15 protein-coding genes are annotated in these 16,204 nt (G+C 66.3%); 10 read left to right on the top strand and 5 right to left on the bottom strand.

Features of this window, described 5'->3' with window-relative positions; all coding sequences use genetic code 11:
- Positions 1-39 precede the first annotated feature (39 nt).
- Positions 40-1,008: an NAD(P)-dependent alcohol dehydrogenase gene (locus tag OG921_RS19940; RefSeq protein WP_266114249.1), complete on the bottom strand. Its 969-nt coding sequence runs from the start codon at positions 1,006-1,008 to the stop codon at positions 40-42.
- 178 nt (positions 1,009-1,186) lie between these two features.
- On the opposite strand from OG921_RS19940, the gene OG921_RS19935 reads away from it, so the two are divergent.
- The 3 genes from OG921_RS19935 to OG921_RS19925 all read left to right on the top strand — a co-directional run bounded on the left by OG921_RS19935 (position 1,187) and on the right by OG921_RS19925 (position 3,950).
- Positions 1,187-1,765, top strand: a complete 579-nt coding sequence (locus OG921_RS19935; RefSeq protein WP_266114282.1) for a TetR family transcriptional regulator — start codon at positions 1,187-1,189, stop codon at positions 1,763-1,765.
- 55 nt (positions 1,766-1,820) lie between these two features.
- Positions 1,821-3,068 (top strand): cytochrome P450, encoded by a 1,248-nt coding sequence (locus tag OG921_RS19930; RefSeq protein ID WP_266114248.1) that lies wholly within the window; start codon positions 1,821-1,823, stop codon positions 3,066-3,068.
- Between the two features lie 63 nt (positions 3,069-3,131).
- On the top strand, positions 3,132-3,950 hold the full coding sequence (locus OG921_RS19925; RefSeq protein WP_266114247.1) for a mycofactocin-coupled SDR family oxidoreductase: 819 nt from the start codon (positions 3,132-3,134) through the stop codon (positions 3,948-3,950).
- A 9-nt stretch (positions 3,951-3,959) separates the two neighbouring features.
- Here OG921_RS19925 and OG921_RS19920 read toward each other — a convergent pair whose 3' ends face one another.
- Entirely contained in the window at positions 3,960-5,258 is a 1,299-nt protein-coding gene (locus OG921_RS19920; protein ID WP_266114246.1) for a cyclopropane-fatty-acyl-phospholipid synthase family protein, read from the bottom strand.
- Positions 5,259-5,461: 203 nt separating this feature from the next.
- On the opposite strand from OG921_RS19920, the gene OG921_RS19915 reads away from it, so the two are divergent.
- Both OG921_RS19915 and OG921_RS19910 read left to right on the top strand, forming a co-directional pair.
- On the top strand, positions 5,462-5,650 hold the full coding sequence (locus OG921_RS19915) for a hypothetical protein (protein ID WP_266114245.1): 189 nt from the start codon (positions 5,462-5,464) through the stop codon (positions 5,648-5,650).
- Between the two features lie 147 nt (positions 5,651-5,797).
- Entirely contained in the window at positions 5,798-7,102 is a 1,305-nt protein-coding gene (locus tag OG921_RS19910) for a hypothetical protein (RefSeq protein WP_266114244.1), read from the top strand.
- A gap of 70 nt (positions 7,103-7,172) precedes the next feature.
- Here the strand turns inward: OG921_RS19910 and OG921_RS19905 are convergent, their stop codons facing one another.
- Together OG921_RS19905 and OG921_RS19900 are read right to left on the bottom strand one after the other, a co-directional pair.
- On the bottom strand, positions 7,173-8,033 hold the full coding sequence (locus OG921_RS19905) for a class I SAM-dependent methyltransferase (protein ID WP_266114243.1): 861 nt from the start codon (positions 8,031-8,033) through the stop codon (positions 7,173-7,175).
- A gap of 134 nt (positions 8,034-8,167) precedes the next feature.
- On the bottom strand, positions 8,168-10,765 hold the full coding sequence (locus OG921_RS19900; protein WP_266114242.1) for an AAA family ATPase: 2,598 nt from the start codon (positions 10,763-10,765) through the stop codon (positions 8,168-8,170).
- A 181-nt stretch (positions 10,766-10,946) separates the two neighbouring features.
- Between OG921_RS19900 and OG921_RS19895 the strand changes: the two genes are divergently transcribed.
- From OG921_RS19895 to OG921_RS19875, 5 genes are all read left to right on the top strand, one after another.
- The gene (locus OG921_RS19895) at positions 10,947-11,228 is read left to right on the top strand and encodes a DUF4242 domain-containing protein (protein WP_266114241.1); all 282 of its coding nucleotides are present in this window, start codon (positions 10,947-10,949) and stop codon (positions 11,226-11,228) included.
- 223 nt (positions 11,229-11,451) lie between these two features.
- A complete protein-coding gene (locus OG921_RS19890) occupies positions 11,452-12,369 on the top strand; it encodes a TauD/TfdA family dioxygenase (protein WP_266114240.1) in 918 nt (305 codons plus the stop codon).
- A 109-nt stretch (positions 12,370-12,478) separates the two neighbouring features.
- Entirely contained in the window at positions 12,479-13,273 is a 795-nt protein-coding gene (locus tag OG921_RS19885; protein WP_266114239.1) for a hotdog domain-containing protein, read from the top strand.
- Between the two features lie 83 nt (positions 13,274-13,356).
- Complete coding sequence (locus OG921_RS19880) at positions 13,357-14,514, top strand: acyl-CoA dehydrogenase family protein (RefSeq protein WP_266114238.1); 1,158 nt, start codon at positions 13,357-13,359, stop codon at positions 14,512-14,514.
- A gap of 72 nt (positions 14,515-14,586) precedes the next feature.
- On the top strand, positions 14,587-15,456 hold the full coding sequence (locus OG921_RS19875; protein WP_266114237.1) for a MaoC family dehydratase N-terminal domain-containing protein: 870 nt from the start codon (positions 14,587-14,589) through the stop codon (positions 15,454-15,456).
- Positions 15,457-15,482: 26 nt separating this feature from the next.
- Here OG921_RS19875 and OG921_RS19870 read toward each other — a convergent pair whose 3' ends face one another.
- Positions 15,483-16,166, bottom strand: coding sequence for a GntR family transcriptional regulator (locus OG921_RS19870; RefSeq protein WP_266114236.1), 684 nt, complete (start codon positions 16,164-16,166; stop codon positions 15,483-15,485).
- Positions 16,167-16,204: the final 38 nt, after the last annotated feature.

The following is a 16,204-nucleotide window of genomic DNA, read 5'->3' as shown; positions in this document are numbered from 1 at the left end:
TCCGATCTCCCCCGGCCGGTAGGTTGGGTGCCTGTCAAGCTACTCCGTCGAGGTGATCACCAACTTGCCTTTGGCGCGGCCTTCTCCCAGGCGTTGCAGTGCCTGCGGAACCTCGTCGAGCGAATACCGCTGGTCGATGACCGGCACAAGAGTGCCCGCCTGGCATAGTTCGGCGACGGTGAGCAGGTCCTGCGGGTTCTGTCGCACGACGAGCAGACGTATCTCCTTGCCCGCCCGGCGCCCGAGCAGCGGTCCGAATAGCAGTACCTGCAGCAGGGACGGGACCGACCCGCCGACGTACCGGTAGCGTCCGTTCGGTGCCAGGACGCGCCGATAGTTGACGACACCGAGATGCCCGGCAAGATCGAGCACGACGTCGTAACGCTCGCCGGTCCTGGTGAAATCCGTTCGGGCGTAGTCGATAACGTCGTCCGCGCCCAGTGACAGCATGAAGTCGTGTTTGCCGGCGTTGTCGACTCCGGTGACGTGTGCACCGGCGAGCTTGGCGAGTTGCACCGCGAACATGCCCGCACCGCCGCCCGCGCCGTTGACGAGCACTCGTTCGCCCGACCGGACGCGCCCCTTGGTTCGTATCCCCTGTAGGGCAATCACGCCGGCCTGCGGGATGGCCGCGGCCTGTTCGAATGACAAGCCCGCCGGTTTGGCGGCCACCGCCTGCTCACGCGCGCAGACATACTCGGCGAAACCACCCATCAGGGCGAGGTTGTCGCCGAATACCTCATCGCCGGGCGCGAACTTCGTGACGCTTTTGCCAACAGCCTCGACCCTCCCGGCGACATCGGATCCCAGGATCCGAAACCGCGGCCGCAGCGGCCCGCCGATTCGCGAGTACATCGGCTTGCCCCGCATGGTCTCCCAGTCCGATGCATTCACCGAGACCGCGTGCACCTTGATCAATACCTGGTCGTCGCCGGGTCGCGGCCGATCGACTTCGTCGAGCCGCAGCACCTCGGGTGGTCCGTACCGCTCGTACACGACGGCCTTCATGCGTCAGAAGTATCACCCCGAACACCCCACTGCCGGGGAAACCGTGCGCGCCGAGACGCGACCACTTCCAGCCTATTGTGTGCCTCAGATCACGTGGTAATTTGATTACCGCAGCATGGAGTGGCAGATACACCGCTCCGAGAGAGGCGGTGGAATGCCGGCGTTCGACGAGGCCGTCATGGAATCAGCACTCGGCAGCAGTGAGCAACGCATTCGTGCGTCCGTGCTGGAACTACTCGAGGTCGAGGGCTACGAGGCAATACAAGTCCGTGAAGTGGCCCGGCAAGCAAAAGTGTCGCTCACCAAGATTTACAAGCTGTACGGCACACGCGACGAACTCATTCTCGCGGCGTTGGACTGGTGGATGGCGGAGCACTGCTACGGCGATCTGCCCGAACACCCCGTCCGGCCCGGCGAATCACTGCACGTCGCGCTGATGCGCGTCCTGCGCCCGATCTTCGAACCCTGGGAGCGCAATCCCAGACTACTTGCCGCATATTTTCGCGCACGCGCGTCGGCGGAAGGCGCAAGGTTGGTCGATCACGGTATCGACGCCGTATTTCCAGCTGCGATGGCGGTATTGGAGGGCGTCGACCTGGATTTCATCAACGACCTGTACGCGATTTTGAGCAGCTTGATCTACGGACTGATGGGGCGCTTCGCGGCCGGCGAGATCGCGGCGACCGACATCCTTCCCGCGATCGACCGGACCATGTTCTGGCTGGCGTCCGGCTACCAAGCCACCCACGCGTCGTGATCATGCGAAACACCGTCAGGGGCGTTGGAAACCACGCCAGGAAGCAGGATGCAGCATGCCCGAAACACAGGTAGATCGCCCCGCAGAACCGGCCGAGGGAGTTTCTCCGGAAAGCCATGGAGATTCGGCGTATTGGGATCCGTTCGACCGCGATATTGCGCGTGATCCGTACCCGGCCTACCGACGGCTGCGCGCAGAGGCGCCGCTCTACTACAACGATGTCCACGACTTCTACGCCCTCAGCCGCTACGACGACGTCGACCGTGCACTACTGGACTGGAAGACCTTCTCCTCGGCACGCGGCCCGATTATGGAAATCATCAAGTCGGGCGTCGAGATTCCGCCGGGCACATTGCTGATGGAGGATCCGCCGGCACACGATATCCACCGCGCGCTGCTCAGCAGTGTGTTCACACCACGCCGGATCATGGCGGTAGAGCCGCAGATCCGGGCGATGTGCACCCGGGCTCTGGACCGGCTCGCCGGGATCGATCGTTTCGACCTCATGACGGAGTTCGCGAACGAGATACCCATGCGCGCGATCGGAATGCTCCTCGGCATACCGGAGTCGGACCAGGAGGCGGTCCGGGCCAACACCGACGCGAATCTGCGCACCGTGCCCGGACAGCAAATGCAGGTGGCCGACAAGGCGATTCCGCACACCGACGACTTCGCGGAATATATCGACTGGCGCGCCGATCACCCGTCCGACGATCTGATGACGGAGTTGCTGCGAGCCGAATTCGTGGACACCGAGGGTGTGACGCGAACGCTGACCCGGCAGGAAATTCTGACCTACGTCGCCGTCGTGGCGGGTGCGGGAAATGAAACCACAGCTCGGCTGATCGGCTGGTTGGGTACGCTGCTCGCGAAGCACCCCGACCAGCGCGCCGAGATGGTCGACAACCCGCAGTTGATTCCGAACGCAATCGAGGAGACGCTGCGGTTCGAACCGACGGGCCACGCGATTGCCCGATATGTCGCGGCCGACGTGGAGCTGCACGGAAGCACTGTGCCCGCCGGCAGCGTCATGATGATCCTGATCGCCTCGGCAAACCGAGACGACGGTCGATGGTCGGAGCCCGACCGATTCGACATCCACCGACGCATGACCAATATGCGGACTTTCGGTCTCGGTACCCACTTCTGTTTGGGCGCCTCGCTTGCCCGACTCGAGGCACGAGTGGCGATGGAGGAATTTCTCGCGCGCTTCCCACGGTGGGACGTCGACTGGGACCAGGTCGCGTTGTCGCCGACCTCCACCGTACGCGGCTGGGAAACCCTGCCGCTCATCGTCGGCTGACTCGACAGATCTGTTCGAAACCCCAATCCACCAACGCTTTTCACCACTCGACGAGGAGAAGGTATGGGAAAGCTCGACGGCAAGGTCGCCTTCATCACCGGAGCGGCCCGCGGGCAGGGCCGCAGCCACGCCATCCGGTTGGCACAGGAAGGCGCCGACATCATCGCCATCGACATCTGTGCTCAGCTCGACACTGTGCGGTACCCGATGGGCACCGCGGAGGAACTCGCGCAAACCGCGAAAGAGGTCGAACAGCTCGATCGGCGCATCTACACCGCTCGGGCCGACGTGCGCGATGTCTCCGAGCTCAGACAAGCCTTCGAGGAGGGCGTTGCCGAGCTCGGTCCGGTGGATATCGTCCTGGCCAATGCCGGTATCGGTGCGGGTGGGGCCGCTGCGTCGGAGGACCAGGAATGGGACGAGGTCGTCGGCGTCAATCTGAAGGGTGTGTGGAACACCGGTCGCGTCGCAATCCCGTCGATGCTGGAACGAGGCCAGGGTGGGTCGATCGTGCTGACCAGCTCCACGGGCGGAATGATCGGCGTCGGCATTCCCACCGCCGGCTTTCTCGGCTATACGGCGGCCAAACACGGCGTCATCGGGCTCATGCGGTCCTGGGCCAACTTCCTTGCGCCGCACAATATCCGGGTGAACAGTGTCGCCCCGACGGCGGTCCGGACGCCGATGGCCGGTGACGGGGACCTGAAGGCCATCATGGAACATGCCCCGGAACTGGCCCGTGCGCTTTCCAACGCGATGCCCGTAGACCTCATCGAACCGATCGACGTCTCCAACGCCATCGCCTGGCTGGTCTCCGACGACGCCCGCTACGTCACCGGTACGGTCGTTCCCGTCGACGCAGGCCAGCTCAACAAGCGGTAGGCGCCGGAATCAGGAATCCGGTGCGCTGGATCGCAGTAGTTCGGTGCGCGTGGCCGGCATGCCGCTGCGCCCCCGCTCGGCGCATTTGACAGCCAGCACCTGGTTGATCCCAAGCCGGTTGCCCGAAAAACTCAAGGCGGCGCCGGCCATGTACATCCGCCATACCCGCGCCCGGCCGGCGCTGCTGAGTCGCACCGCCTGGTCCCAGTTCGCCTCCAGATTCGCCACCCAGGCCCGCAGGGTGAGTGCGTAGTGCTCGCGCAGCGACTCGACGTCGCGAACCTCGAAGCCGGCGCCCTCGAGCGCTTCGATCATCGTCGAGAGTGGTTCGATCTCGCCGTCGGGGAACACATATCGATCGATGAACGACGTCTTGGAGAACGTGTTCGGTTTGCCCGGGCGTCGTGAGATCGCATGATTGAGCAGCCGGCCGCCCGGCTCGAGCAGGGCGAACAGGTCGGCGGAATATCGCGGCAGCATCGCGACGCCGACGTGCTCGGCCATGCCGATGCTCGAGATCGCGTCGTAGGGGCCGTCGTCGACGTCGCGGTAGTCCTGGACGCGGATCTGCACCGACTCGCCCACACCCTCCTCGACCATCCGCTTTCGGGCGTAGTCGGCCTGCTCGTGGGACAGGGTGACGCCGACAACCTGGACCCCGTAGTTGCGTGCCGCGTGCAGCGCGAAGGTGCCCCACCCGCAGCCGACATCGAGGACTCGCATGCCCGCGCGGAGCCCGAGTTTGCGGGCCACCAGATCGCACTTGGCGAACTGCGCCTGCTCCAGATCGACGTCGTGGTGCGGCCAGTATGCGCAGGAGTACGTCATCGACTCGCCGAGCACGAGTCGGTAGAAGTCGTTGCCGACGTCGTAGTGGTGGCTGATCGCGGCTGCGTCCCGCGCCTTCTCGTGTCTGTTCCCGCGCGCGAGCTTCGCCTCTTCGGCGGGCGGCTTCGGCGGCGGCCCAATGATTCCCAGCCGCAACGCCGCGATCACGAGCGCCTTCTTCGTCTGCGCGTCGATGCGCACGCCGGGCCCACGGCTCGGATCCGAGACACGCTCCAAGGCGTCCAGTCCGGCGAGCAGGTCGCCCTCGATGTCGATGTCGCCGGACACGTACGCGCGCGCGAAGCCGAGGTCGTTGGGTGCCCAGAGCAACCGTCGCAAGCCACGCCGGTTGACGAGGTTCAACTGCCACGGAGCTTCCGAAGGTCCGTGCACACTTCCGTCCCAGCCACGTATGCGCAGCGGAACTTCCGAACCCACCGCTGCGTGCACCAGTGGCGCCACCGTGTCCGCGACCGTCATGCATTCCCTCACAATCGTCGGTAACCAACCATCACGCGCTGCTCGATTTGGGCCTGCCCCGCAACGTACCGGGAATTCGCCGATCGCACGCCCAGGAAAGCACACCCCGGGGCGCGCGGAACAGTACGAGCGCGACTTCAAATGGTGGAAGCCGGGCACTGCGGGCGGGTTTCCCTGTATCTCGCAGCGGGCACCTTCCTGACATGAGTAGCCCAGGAGATCCCGAGAGCCCACCGCGTGATGTGCCGACGCCCGACCCGGACACCGAGGACGTCGCCACCTCACCGGGTGGCGCCGACGACGACGTCGAGAGCGACCCCGGCAAGGGCGCCGACGACCGAGCCGACTGGACCGACGAAGGCGGCGCGACGGGGGAGGGACCGGCGACGTAATCGCTCAGCATCGCAACGCATCCAGTGGAGGAGTCGGCCGACCGCAAGTTGGTCATTCGTGGTCGAGCCGACCGCCAACGTGTGGACAACTTGATTCGACACAACGTACTCGCCACGCATTCGCCGGTCGGGCGGTAGCTTGCGACCATGACAGCGCGAGATCGCGGACCGGCCGACCTTCGGGTCGCGGTCGGCTCCGCCGCCGCCATTGGCGCCGTCGCGGGTGCCGCACTCACCGGTCACCGTGGGCCGAAAGCGGCAGGGATCGGGGCGCTGGCGGGGGCCGCGGCGCTGGCAACGTCGGAACGGATCGCGCGGGCCCGGCAACGTCCGGGTGAGTTGCCGGCGCTCTGGCAGCGAATCGCCACCAGCGCCGCACTGATCGCACCGCTCGGATGGGCGGCCGACCGGGCCGGTGCCGGGCCTGTGGTCGTGGCCACCGGTGCGGGCGCGCTCGGTGGCGCGCTGGGAGTACGACCGCAGAAGGTGCTTTTCGGACCTGCCCTGGGCGCTGCTCTCGGCAGTGCAGCGCGTCGGGTGCCGTTGCGCGGAGCGGCTGTCGCGAGCGGCACCATGGTGGCGTACCGCACGCTGTCGGCGTTGCTGTTCCGTGATGCGCAGGTGAGCCTGCTCGCCGACCGAGTAGCCGCTCGAGACCTGCCGTTCGTCGTACCTCGCGAGGCCCGATCCCGTTATGTTGGAACGGGTTACGTACGAGAGCTCGCCGAACAGATCGGTGGCGACTACGTCGAGGACGCGGCGGACGCGGGGATCGTCGCGTCGATGGACGATCTCGCCGGTCCCGAGTTCGAACCGGCCGCTCTGGATCCGAGAGTGCGCGAGTTCTACGAGCACACCACGCGGTTTCGGCTCGACATCGAGCCGGAGTGGCGCCTCTGGGTCCGGCCGGGCTATCTGCTCTACCGATCGTTGGTGGCGCGCCCACTCGGGCAGGCGAACGTGCCGATGAATCAGCGCGCAACCCAGCGGGGCATCCGCAGCCGAATCGACACGATCACACCGCCCGGCGAGGATACGGTGGCGGTCCGCGGTTGGATCCGGTCGTTTGCCGATACCGACGAGCCGATCTATATCGGCATCTACACGACCTACCGGCACGAGGAACGTGGGTATGTCAGCGTCGGATTCCCCGTTCCCCAAGGCAGTTTCACCGCCACTCTGCTGCCACGCGCACGCAGCGGTGGTGGATTGGTGCTGACGAGCCGCAGCGAGCTCGAGCACCCCGGCCACTACCTCGCCTATATCGACCCGGGCAACCGCGAGTTGACTGCGGTCGAGGTGAACGGCTTCGCCGAGGAACTCGACGTGTACGTCGATGGCGATGAGCTACGTGCCGAGCATGCGTTCTGGGTGTTTGGTTTCCCGTTTCTCGTGCTGCACTACCGGATCTCGCGGAAGCAGGAGTGGCCGCCGGCAGCGATGCAGCGCTGACGCCGGCGTACCCGGTGCCACGGCTCCGACGCCGACACGCGGTCGGGCAGGTCGCGTGTCGACGCAATGCTCACCGCTTGGTGGCGGTGACCAACAGATACTCGGACCGATACGCGGTTTCGCCGGGTGTCGTGGCCTCGTTCCAGCGGGTGAGCATCTCCAGGAAATCGCGGTCGAGTTCGGCAACCCGCTCGGGTCGATCCTGATTGAACTTGTACGCCGCAATTGTCGGGCCGTAGTTGCGCTTCCAGTACTCACGGAACTCCAGCGGCGTGGCGCAATGGTCCATCGGTACGTGCTGGCGTCGGGTCGTCAGGCCGAGCACATTGTCGCCGAACAACTTCTGGACATGGTCCTCGCTGCCCCACAGCGGGGGCGCGCTGGCGCCGGCCGGTGGCGGTGGCGCGTAGGGCTTCATGGTCGCGAACAGGTCGCCGATGAACCCGTCGGGTGTCCAGTTGATCATCCCGATGGTTCCGCCCGGCCGAACCACCCGGACCAACTCGTCGGCGGTCGCCTGATGGTGCGGCGCGAACATTGCCCCGACACAGGACATGACGACGTCGAAAGAGTTGTCCTCGAACGGCAGCTTCTCCGCGTCGGCCTCGACCCAGTCCAGCGTCACGCCGCGTCGGGTCGCGATGACGCGGCCCGCGTCGAAGAGTTCGGGTGTCAGATCGCTCGCGGTGACTGTCGCACCGAGGGCCGCGGCCGGAATCGCGGCGTTGCCCGACCCGGCGGCGACGTCGAGGACGTGGTGTCCCGGCCCGATCCCGCAGGCCCGGACCAACTCGGGTCCGAGCGCCGGAATGATCTCCGCCGCGACGGCGGGGTAGTCACCCGACGCCCACAGCGCCCGATGCTTGGCCTTGAGTTGCCGGTCGGCGTCCTGGTCGGCCGACGTCCGTACGGAATCGTTGGTGATGCTCATGGGAGATCGCTCCTCGGTCCTGGTGTTTCCGACGCCTTCAGGATCCGGGTTCGCACGGCATCCCCACATCGGGGAAACCTCCCTATTTGGGCGTGGAACAGCAGGGGGAGTTCGGCTCGAGTGGGGGTCCGAACTCAGCGCAGAATGCCGATTTCCCTGGCGCGGCGAACCGCGTCGCGTCGTTTGCTCACCTGCAGCTTGGTCAGGATCGCCGACACGTGGTGATCGACCGTCTTGACCGAAAGGAACAGTTGCTCAGCCAATTCGGCGTTGGTGAGGCCGTTCTCGAGCAGGCGTAGAACCTCGATCTGCCGAGTCGTCAGGCCGGCGGGATTGGCGAGCGTGGTCGCTCGCCGCGGCGCCGGCACACTCCGCACCCCGCGCGCTCGCAGGTCTTGGCGCACCTTGGCGGCAACGGCGTCCGCGCCCAGTCGGTCGAGCAGATCGAGGGCCCGGTATTGGAGTTCGGCATCGCCGGAGTCGACCATCGCGAGTGCCGCGTCGTAGGGGGTCGACAGGTCATCGAAGGCCCCGGCCGCGGCCTCGAACTTCCCGCTCGCGAGCAGCCGGTACGGCTCTGCCGCTGCCGTATCGGGGGTGTCGGTGGTCGCGGTGCCTTCGACGCGGCACAACCAGGTCGCGAGCTCGGCCCGTGACCATTCCAGTCCGGTGACCGGAACAGTGGTGAGCAGCGAACGGCACTCGTCGAGGCGCGCATCGAGCACGCCGGTCAACCATGACTTCTCGGCGATCGCCGCTGCGACCGGCAGTATGCGCACCGGCTCGCCGAAGCGGTTCGCGAGTCGCCAGGCCGCATCGATCCCGCCGAGGTCGTCGCCGCTGCGGCGCAGCGATACGAGCGCGCGAATGAGTAACGGCCACGTATGAGCGAGCGGGGCGCTGGGCCTGTCCAGGACCGCATCGGCGTCGACGAGCGCGCCGTCCCAGTCGCCGACGAGCAATTTCAGCCGACTACGCGAACCGAGTTGCACGACATGGCAGATCGGCAAGTCGTGCTCGACCATGAGGGGAAGGCAGACGTCGAGGAGTTCGGTGGCGGCGCGGAGGCGCCGCTGCTCGACGTCGAAGTAGCTCAGCGCGGTGTATCCGCTGGAGTAGGTCTCGTTGATGAGACGTGGGCCGGCTCCGAGCATTTCCAGCAACTCGTCCCGGGCAACCTCGTGTCCGGTGAGCACTTCGCAAACTCCGCCGACAACGTCGATGCGGACATTCAGCAGGGGATCGTGTGCCCTGCCCGCGATTTCGCGTGCGCGCCGGAGTAGCCGCGTCGCGGCATCGAGACGACTCGACTGGACGGCGAGGAACGCCTGGAACGCGAAGGCATGCCCCAATTGCGTAAGAAGCTGTGGTTCATCCGATTCCGCGCGGTCTTCGAGTACGGCAATCGCGGTTGCGACGTGGTCGTCGGCGACAGCGCGGTTGGCGTTGTACCACTCGTAGACCGCCAACGAGTGGTGGTCGGCGCTCACGGCGACGTCTGCGCGCATTGCCTCGCGCAGGTGCTTCGCGCGCCGGCACGCCGCGATCGCCTCGTCGAGGCAGTCGGTGAGGTAGTACTCGGTCGCGAGGAGTTCGAGCAGCTCCGCCTCGACTTCGCTCGGTAAATCGCCCTCTTTCAACGCAATTCGAAAGAACTCGGTCGCTTGTGTGTGCGCACCCGAGCGGGTCGCCGCGCGGCCGGCCTCCGCAGCGGCGGTCGTGACCAGGTCCCGGTCTCCGGCACCGAGCGCATGGTGGGTGATGACCGCCGGATCCGCATGTGACGCCGCTCGGTGGGCGTGGATGAAACGACGGTGCAGACCCGGTTCGGCACCGGGCGGGATGACGCTGGTGATCGCAAGTCTGCACAAGTCGTGACGAAAGGCCACCCCACGATCGTCTCGCCTGATCAGTTTGGCGTCGTCGAGTGACCGGAGCGCGGGCAAGGTGACGCCGAGGTCGGTGAGCAGGTGATCTGCGATCGCGCCCGGTGCGCAGGTCAGCAGATTGAGCAGATCCCAGGACTCGGCATCCAGGCCGGCGGTGCGCGCGAGGATGGCGTCGCGCACGGTGGTCGGCAATTCGCCGGTGCGGTGGTCGAGCATCTCGCATACGAAGAACGCGTTGCCCCCAGTGACCCGGTGCAGCCACGTCGGGTCGACCGTCCGATCGCCAACGAGGGTGGCCACCGCGTCCGGGCTCAACGGCGGCAAGGTGAGTGACTGTGCGTGCGCGGACCGCGCGACGTCGCCGAGCAGCCCACGCAGCGGATGCGTCACGCCCACCTCGTCGTCGCGAGCGATCCCGACCAGCAGCAGGTGTGTATGCGGAGCCCGTCGCAGGAGGAACCGAAACAGGTCGATGGTGCCCTGATCGGCCCAGTGCAGATCGTCCACCACCAGAATCGTCGGTTGTGTCCGGAGGTCATCGAAGACGGCGGCGAAGATCTCGTAGGGTTGCTCGCCGCCGCGCAGCAGCACTCGAGTGCCCGCGTCGAAGCGGTCCTCCAGATCGCGGAGTGGGCCGAGCGGCCGGGGTGTCGAGAGTGGATCGCAGGCACCCCACAGCACACGGACGTCGTTACCGGCCTGTTCGATGAACGTCTCGACGAATGCTGTTTTGCCCCCACCGGATTCGCCGCAGACCAAAACCGCTCCGCCGTGTCCGGCGCGGGCCTTGGCTGCCCATGTCTCGAGTTCGCTGAGCTCATGCCCGCGCTCGGCGAGGATCACCCTGGAATGGTACCGGCACGCCGACGGCCCGACCAGCGGAAACTGCGCGCGGCCTCGCGGTCCTGGCGTGTGCCGGACGTGAAGATGGGCAGCTTCTCCCGATGAGGATCCGCGACCGTCGCCCCAGAGTGGGAACCAGTTCTAGCGCATCTGCGACACCGACACGAAACAGGAGAGAGCCATGAAGCGCTTCATCATCGAGCGACAGATTCCCGACGCCCAGGACCTCACGGAGGCGCAACTCGCCGGGATCGCCCAGACATCGAATGCCACCGTCGACTCGCTCGGAGTTCCGTATCGGTGGATCACCAGCTACGTCGCCGGCGACAAGATCTACTGCATCCACGAGGCCGACGACGAAGCTGCCGTGCGCGAACACGCGCGGCGCGGTGGCTTCCCCGCGGATGTCGTTTCCGTCGTTGCCAACGAGTTCGGACCGCAGACCGCCGAGCCCGCGCCGTAGTCCGACGATCTGGCGGCCGCCCGTCGCCGCCCAGTGTGAACGGAAGATTTGGTGCGTTCAGCGGAGTGAACGATTCCGTTCACCCCGTCCAACGCACCGAATCTTCCATTCGCGGCGAGGTGCCAACTCTCCCGATCGCGGTGAGCGGAAGCGTTGTCTGCACGGTGGTCCGGCGGCAGTGTTACCCGCTGGAACGCTACTGCCGCATCGAAGGAGACCGAGGATGACCCAGGCCGCGACCCGAATCGAGATACGCCCGCAGTCCGGTCACACCGGCGCGGAAATTCGCGGGATCGACCTAGGCTCCGAACTCACCGCCGACGAGGTGTCGGCGATCCGCGACGCCTTGCTGCAATGGAAGGTGGTCTTCTTCCGGGACCAGTTCCTCGACCACGCTCAGCATTTGCGTTTCGCGCAGTACTTCGGCGCGCCGACGCCCGCGCACCCGCTGTTCGACGCGATTCCGGACCCGGACTATCCGACGATCTACCCCATCTTCCGCGACCGATTCAAGGCACGCGTCGCACAGAGTTCCGGATACGACCGGCCAGGCTGGCATGCCGACGTCACGGCCGCGGTGAACCCGCCGGCGGCATCCATCCTTCGCGCCGAGGTGTTGCCCGCCTACGGTGGCGACACCCAGTGGGCCAACACGGTGGCCGCCTACGCCGGTCTTTCCGAGCCCGTGCGCAAACTCGCCGACGGACTGCGGGCCGTACACCGATTCAGCCCGGGCGCAGGCGCGAAGCCCACGGCGGATTACCTGCGCCGGGTGGAGCAGCGTCCCTTGCTCAGCGAGCACCCGGTGGTGCGTGTGCACCCCGAGACCGGCGAGAAGGCGCTCTACGTCAACCCGGGCTTCACCAGCCACATCGCGGACGTGTCCCCGCACGAGAGTCGCCGCCTGCTCGAACTGTTCTACGAGGAACTCGCGCGCCCGGAATACACCGTGCGATTCCGGTGGGAGCCCGGCTCGATTGCCTTCTGGGACAACCGCTCCACCGTCCATCTTGCGCCGCGCGATCTCACCACCGACGACGACCGGCGGCTCTACCGCATCACGCTCGTCGGCGACGTGCCGGTCGGACCGGACAATCGCGAATCGATCGCGCTGGAGGGCGACCCTTTCGAAGCGATCTGAGCGCCGCACGGCGGCGAACCTCCCATAGGCGCGGGGCACACCCGGCGCAATCCCCGGTGTCATAGGGTCGAGACGGTCCTGACAGGGCCTTCGATGCAGGAGGACAGCGGTGGGTAGTGGCCTGGGAGAACGCGGCCTGGAAGAACCCGGTGGGGAAGAACGCATCCACATCCTGCGAGAGCTCGGTTTCACCACGCGCAAGGTCGGTGATGATCTGCACGGGGCGGCCGTCATTACGCCCGAGATGCACGTGCCGGGGACGAACCAACTGCGTACCTCGATTCTGGCGATCTGGGCCGACATGCTCGCGGGTCTGCTGGCCACCGTCGTGATGGGACCTCGGGTGCCGGTGACGCTGGAACTCGACGTCAACCTTTACCGTCCTGCGCCGGCCGCCGGTGCGGTCGTGGCGATCGGCCGGACGGCGAAGATCGGCCGGTCGGTGTTCGTCGCGGAGATGGAGTTCACCGTGGACGGCGAGCCGATCGCGTTCGGCGCCGCGTCGTTCATGGTGGCTCCCGATCCGGATCTGCAACTTCCGGACGGCCTCAGCGTCGACCTTCCACCCTCGCGGCAGCGACTCGCCGTGCCGCTCGCCGAGCGCGCCGGCTGCGAGCGGCGAAGTCCGGGCGTGGCGACCCTGCCGCGCACCGAGGACGGACTGAATGCCTCGAACACGGTCAACGGCGGCCTGCTTGCGTTGGCGGCGGAGGAAGCCGTGCTGTCGCTGACGCCGGGCCGGAGCCTGAGCTTCCTCGGCCTGCGCTACCTGCAGGCAGCGCGGGTCGGGCCGGTGGTCGCGACCGCGAATCTGCGCGGTCGGGTCGGGCGGGTCGAGGTGCGCGATTCCGGTAATGAGAACCGGCTGACGACGCTGGTGACGGCACATACCTTCGACGGCTGAGTTGCGTGCCCCGGGGTGACATCAGCCCGATTGCTCTATAGAATATTTTCCATAGAGTTAGTCGCCAGCTCCGAAGGAACCTCATGTCTGCGCTGACTGCGGAAGAAGAAACGATCGTCAAGACCGTCCGTGAGTTCGTGGACAAGCAGGTCAGGCCGGTCGTTCACAACCTCGAACACGCCAATGAGTACCCCGAGGCGCTCATCGAGGCGATGAAGGAGATGGGCATCTACGGCCTGGCCATCCCGGAGCCGTACGGATACGGGCGCGTGTCGATGCCGTGCTATGTGCAGGTCACCGAGGAACTCTCGCGGGGGTGGATGAGCCTGGCCGGTGCGATGGGCGGGCACACGGTGGTGGCCAAACTGCTTCTCACGTTCGGCACCGAGGGGCAGAAGCAGAAGTACTTGCCCCGCATGGCAACCGGGGAATTGCGTGCGACGATGGCGCTCACCGAGCCCGGCGGGGGTTCCGACCTGCAGGGCATGCGGACCGTCGCGCGTCGCGAGGACGACGGCTACGTCATCAACGGCAGCAAAACATGGATTTCCAACGCGCGTCGCTCCGGGCTGATCGCGCTGCTGTGCAAGACGGATCCGCAGGCAGAGCCGGCGCACAAGGGTGTCTCGATCCTGCTGGTCGAGAAGGTCCCCGGATTCACCATCTCGAAGGACCTGCCCAAGCTCGGCTACAAAGGCGTGGAGAGTTGTGAGCTGAACTTCACCGATGCGCGAGTGCCACTCGATGCGTTGCTCGGCGGCGAGGAAGGCCGTGGTTTCGCCCAGATGATGAAGGGACTGGAGACCGGTCGCCTGCAGGTGGCCGCGCGTGCCACCGGAGTCGCGCGCGCCGCGTTCGACGACGCCCTGCAGTACGCCCAGGATCGGGAGAGCTTTGGTCAGCCGATCTGGAAGCACCAGTCCGTCGGCAACATGCTCGCCAATATGGGGACGAAGCTGTACGCGGCTCGCTCGCTACTGCTCGATGCCGCCGAGCGGTTCGACACCGGCGCCCGCGTCGACATGGAAGCCGGCATGGCCAAGCTGTTCGCCTCCGAGGCGGCGATGGAGATCGCGCTCGACGCGGTGCGCATCCACGGTGGCTATGGCTACTCGACCGAGTACGACGTCGAGCGCTATTTCCGCGACGCTCCACTGATGATCGTCGGTGAGGGCACCAACGAAATTCAGCAGGGCGTGATCGCCAAGCAGCTGGTCAAGCGCGGCGGGCTCGATATCTGAGCTGTACGCGAACTTTCCGTCGACGATCTCGTCCGCTCGGGAATCGTCCAAATCCCGTGAGGGGAGCACCATATGACGCACTCGACAACGGAAACCGGCCTCGGCCGCTTCGTCGGCGACTGGCATCCCGAACCGGTCGACGAACACGACGAGCTGGCAGCGTCGCAGGCGACCCGGCTCGCGGCGACTCTCGAACTCCGTGACACGTTCGGTGCCGGCGATGCACTGCCGATCCCGTGGCATTGGGTGTATTTCCCGGACTGGCCGAAGGGCAGCGAACTCGGCGTCGACGGGCACCCCCGCGATGGCCACTTCCTGCCACCGATTCCGAACCGGCGCCGGATGTTCGCCGGTTCACGCATCGAGGTGCACAAGCCGCTGCGGGTCGGACGGCCTGCGACAAAACGGGCGCGCCTCGCGAGAGTGCAGGAGAAGACCGGCCGCAGCGGTGAGATGCTGTTCGTGACGATCCGCAGCGAGTACCGGCAGGACGACGCGCTGTGCGTGGTGGAGGAGCAGAACCTGGTGTACCGCAGCGACACCGGCAGCGCGACGGCCTTCGCACGCAATCCGGAACAGTTGCCGGAGTCGGGCGCGCCATGGCATGCCGATCTGCAACCGGACGAAGCGCTGTTGTTCCGGTTCAGCGCGCTCACCTCGAATGCGCACCGCATCCACTACGACCATCCCTATGTCACCGGGGTGGAGGGATATCCCGGCCTGGTCGTGCACGGCCCGCTGCTTGCGGTGTACATGGCAGAGCTCGCTCGTTCGAATGGAAAGGTGCTGTCCAACTTCGAGTTCCGGCTGCAAAGCCCGGCTATCCTTGGCGACCCGCTACGGGTGGAGGGTACACCGGCGTCGAACGCGGGCACCGTGGAGTTGGCAGTCGTTTCCGGTGGCGGCCGCGTGCATGCAAGCGCGACAGGGCAATTCGCATGAGCGCGCTCGGTCGCTGGATTCGGTGATCATTTCTCGACCGAGCGTGCCCCGAGATGCTCGGCGAGCAGGTCACCCGCGTTGTGGACGTGTTGCGCCATCGCTTCGCGCGCTCCCCGACCGTCGTTGGCGCGGAGTCGGTCGATGATCGCGCGGTGATCGTGCGCGGATGCTTCCGGCCAGCCTTCCACCGCGGCGAAGAACTTCCGCGGCGCGTAGCCGAGGGTGGCCCGCACCAGCCAGCGCAGTTTAGGGGCATCGGCCATCAGGTACACGCGTCGATGGAACTCGTGGTTGAGCCGCTCGACGGCCTCGAAATCTTGGACCTTTGCCGCGGATTCGAGGTCGGACTGGATCTTTTCGAGCTCGACAACCTCGGCGTCGGTGGCCTTGGCTGCGGCCCGCGCGGCCAACTCACCGCCGAGCAGGGCCTGCGCGGTGTAGACGTCGGCGATATCGGCGGTGCTCAGCGCGGCGACGACGAATCCGCGTCGTGGTTCGACACGGAGGAACCCCTCACTCTGCAGCGTCAGCAGCCCCTCCCGGGCCGGTGTGGCGCTGATCCCGAGGTCGTCGGCCAGGATTTCCGGGCGCACGAACTCACCGGGCGCGAGTTGACCGGAGACGATCAGCTCACGCACGTGGTCGGCGGCGACGTCGCTGAGCCGCGGTCGTCGCTGGGGTCGTGCTGCGGTCCCGGACGGTGAAGGCATGGCGCAAATATAGACTATTTTCGAGGCCGCGACTTCGA

Source organism: Aldersonia sp. NBC_00410 (genome assembly GCF_026342035.1).
Classification (GTDB): Bacteria; Actinomycetota; Actinomycetes; order Mycobacteriales; family Mycobacteriaceae; genus Aldersonia.
This window is presented reverse-complemented; position numbering and strand designations above follow the sequence as displayed.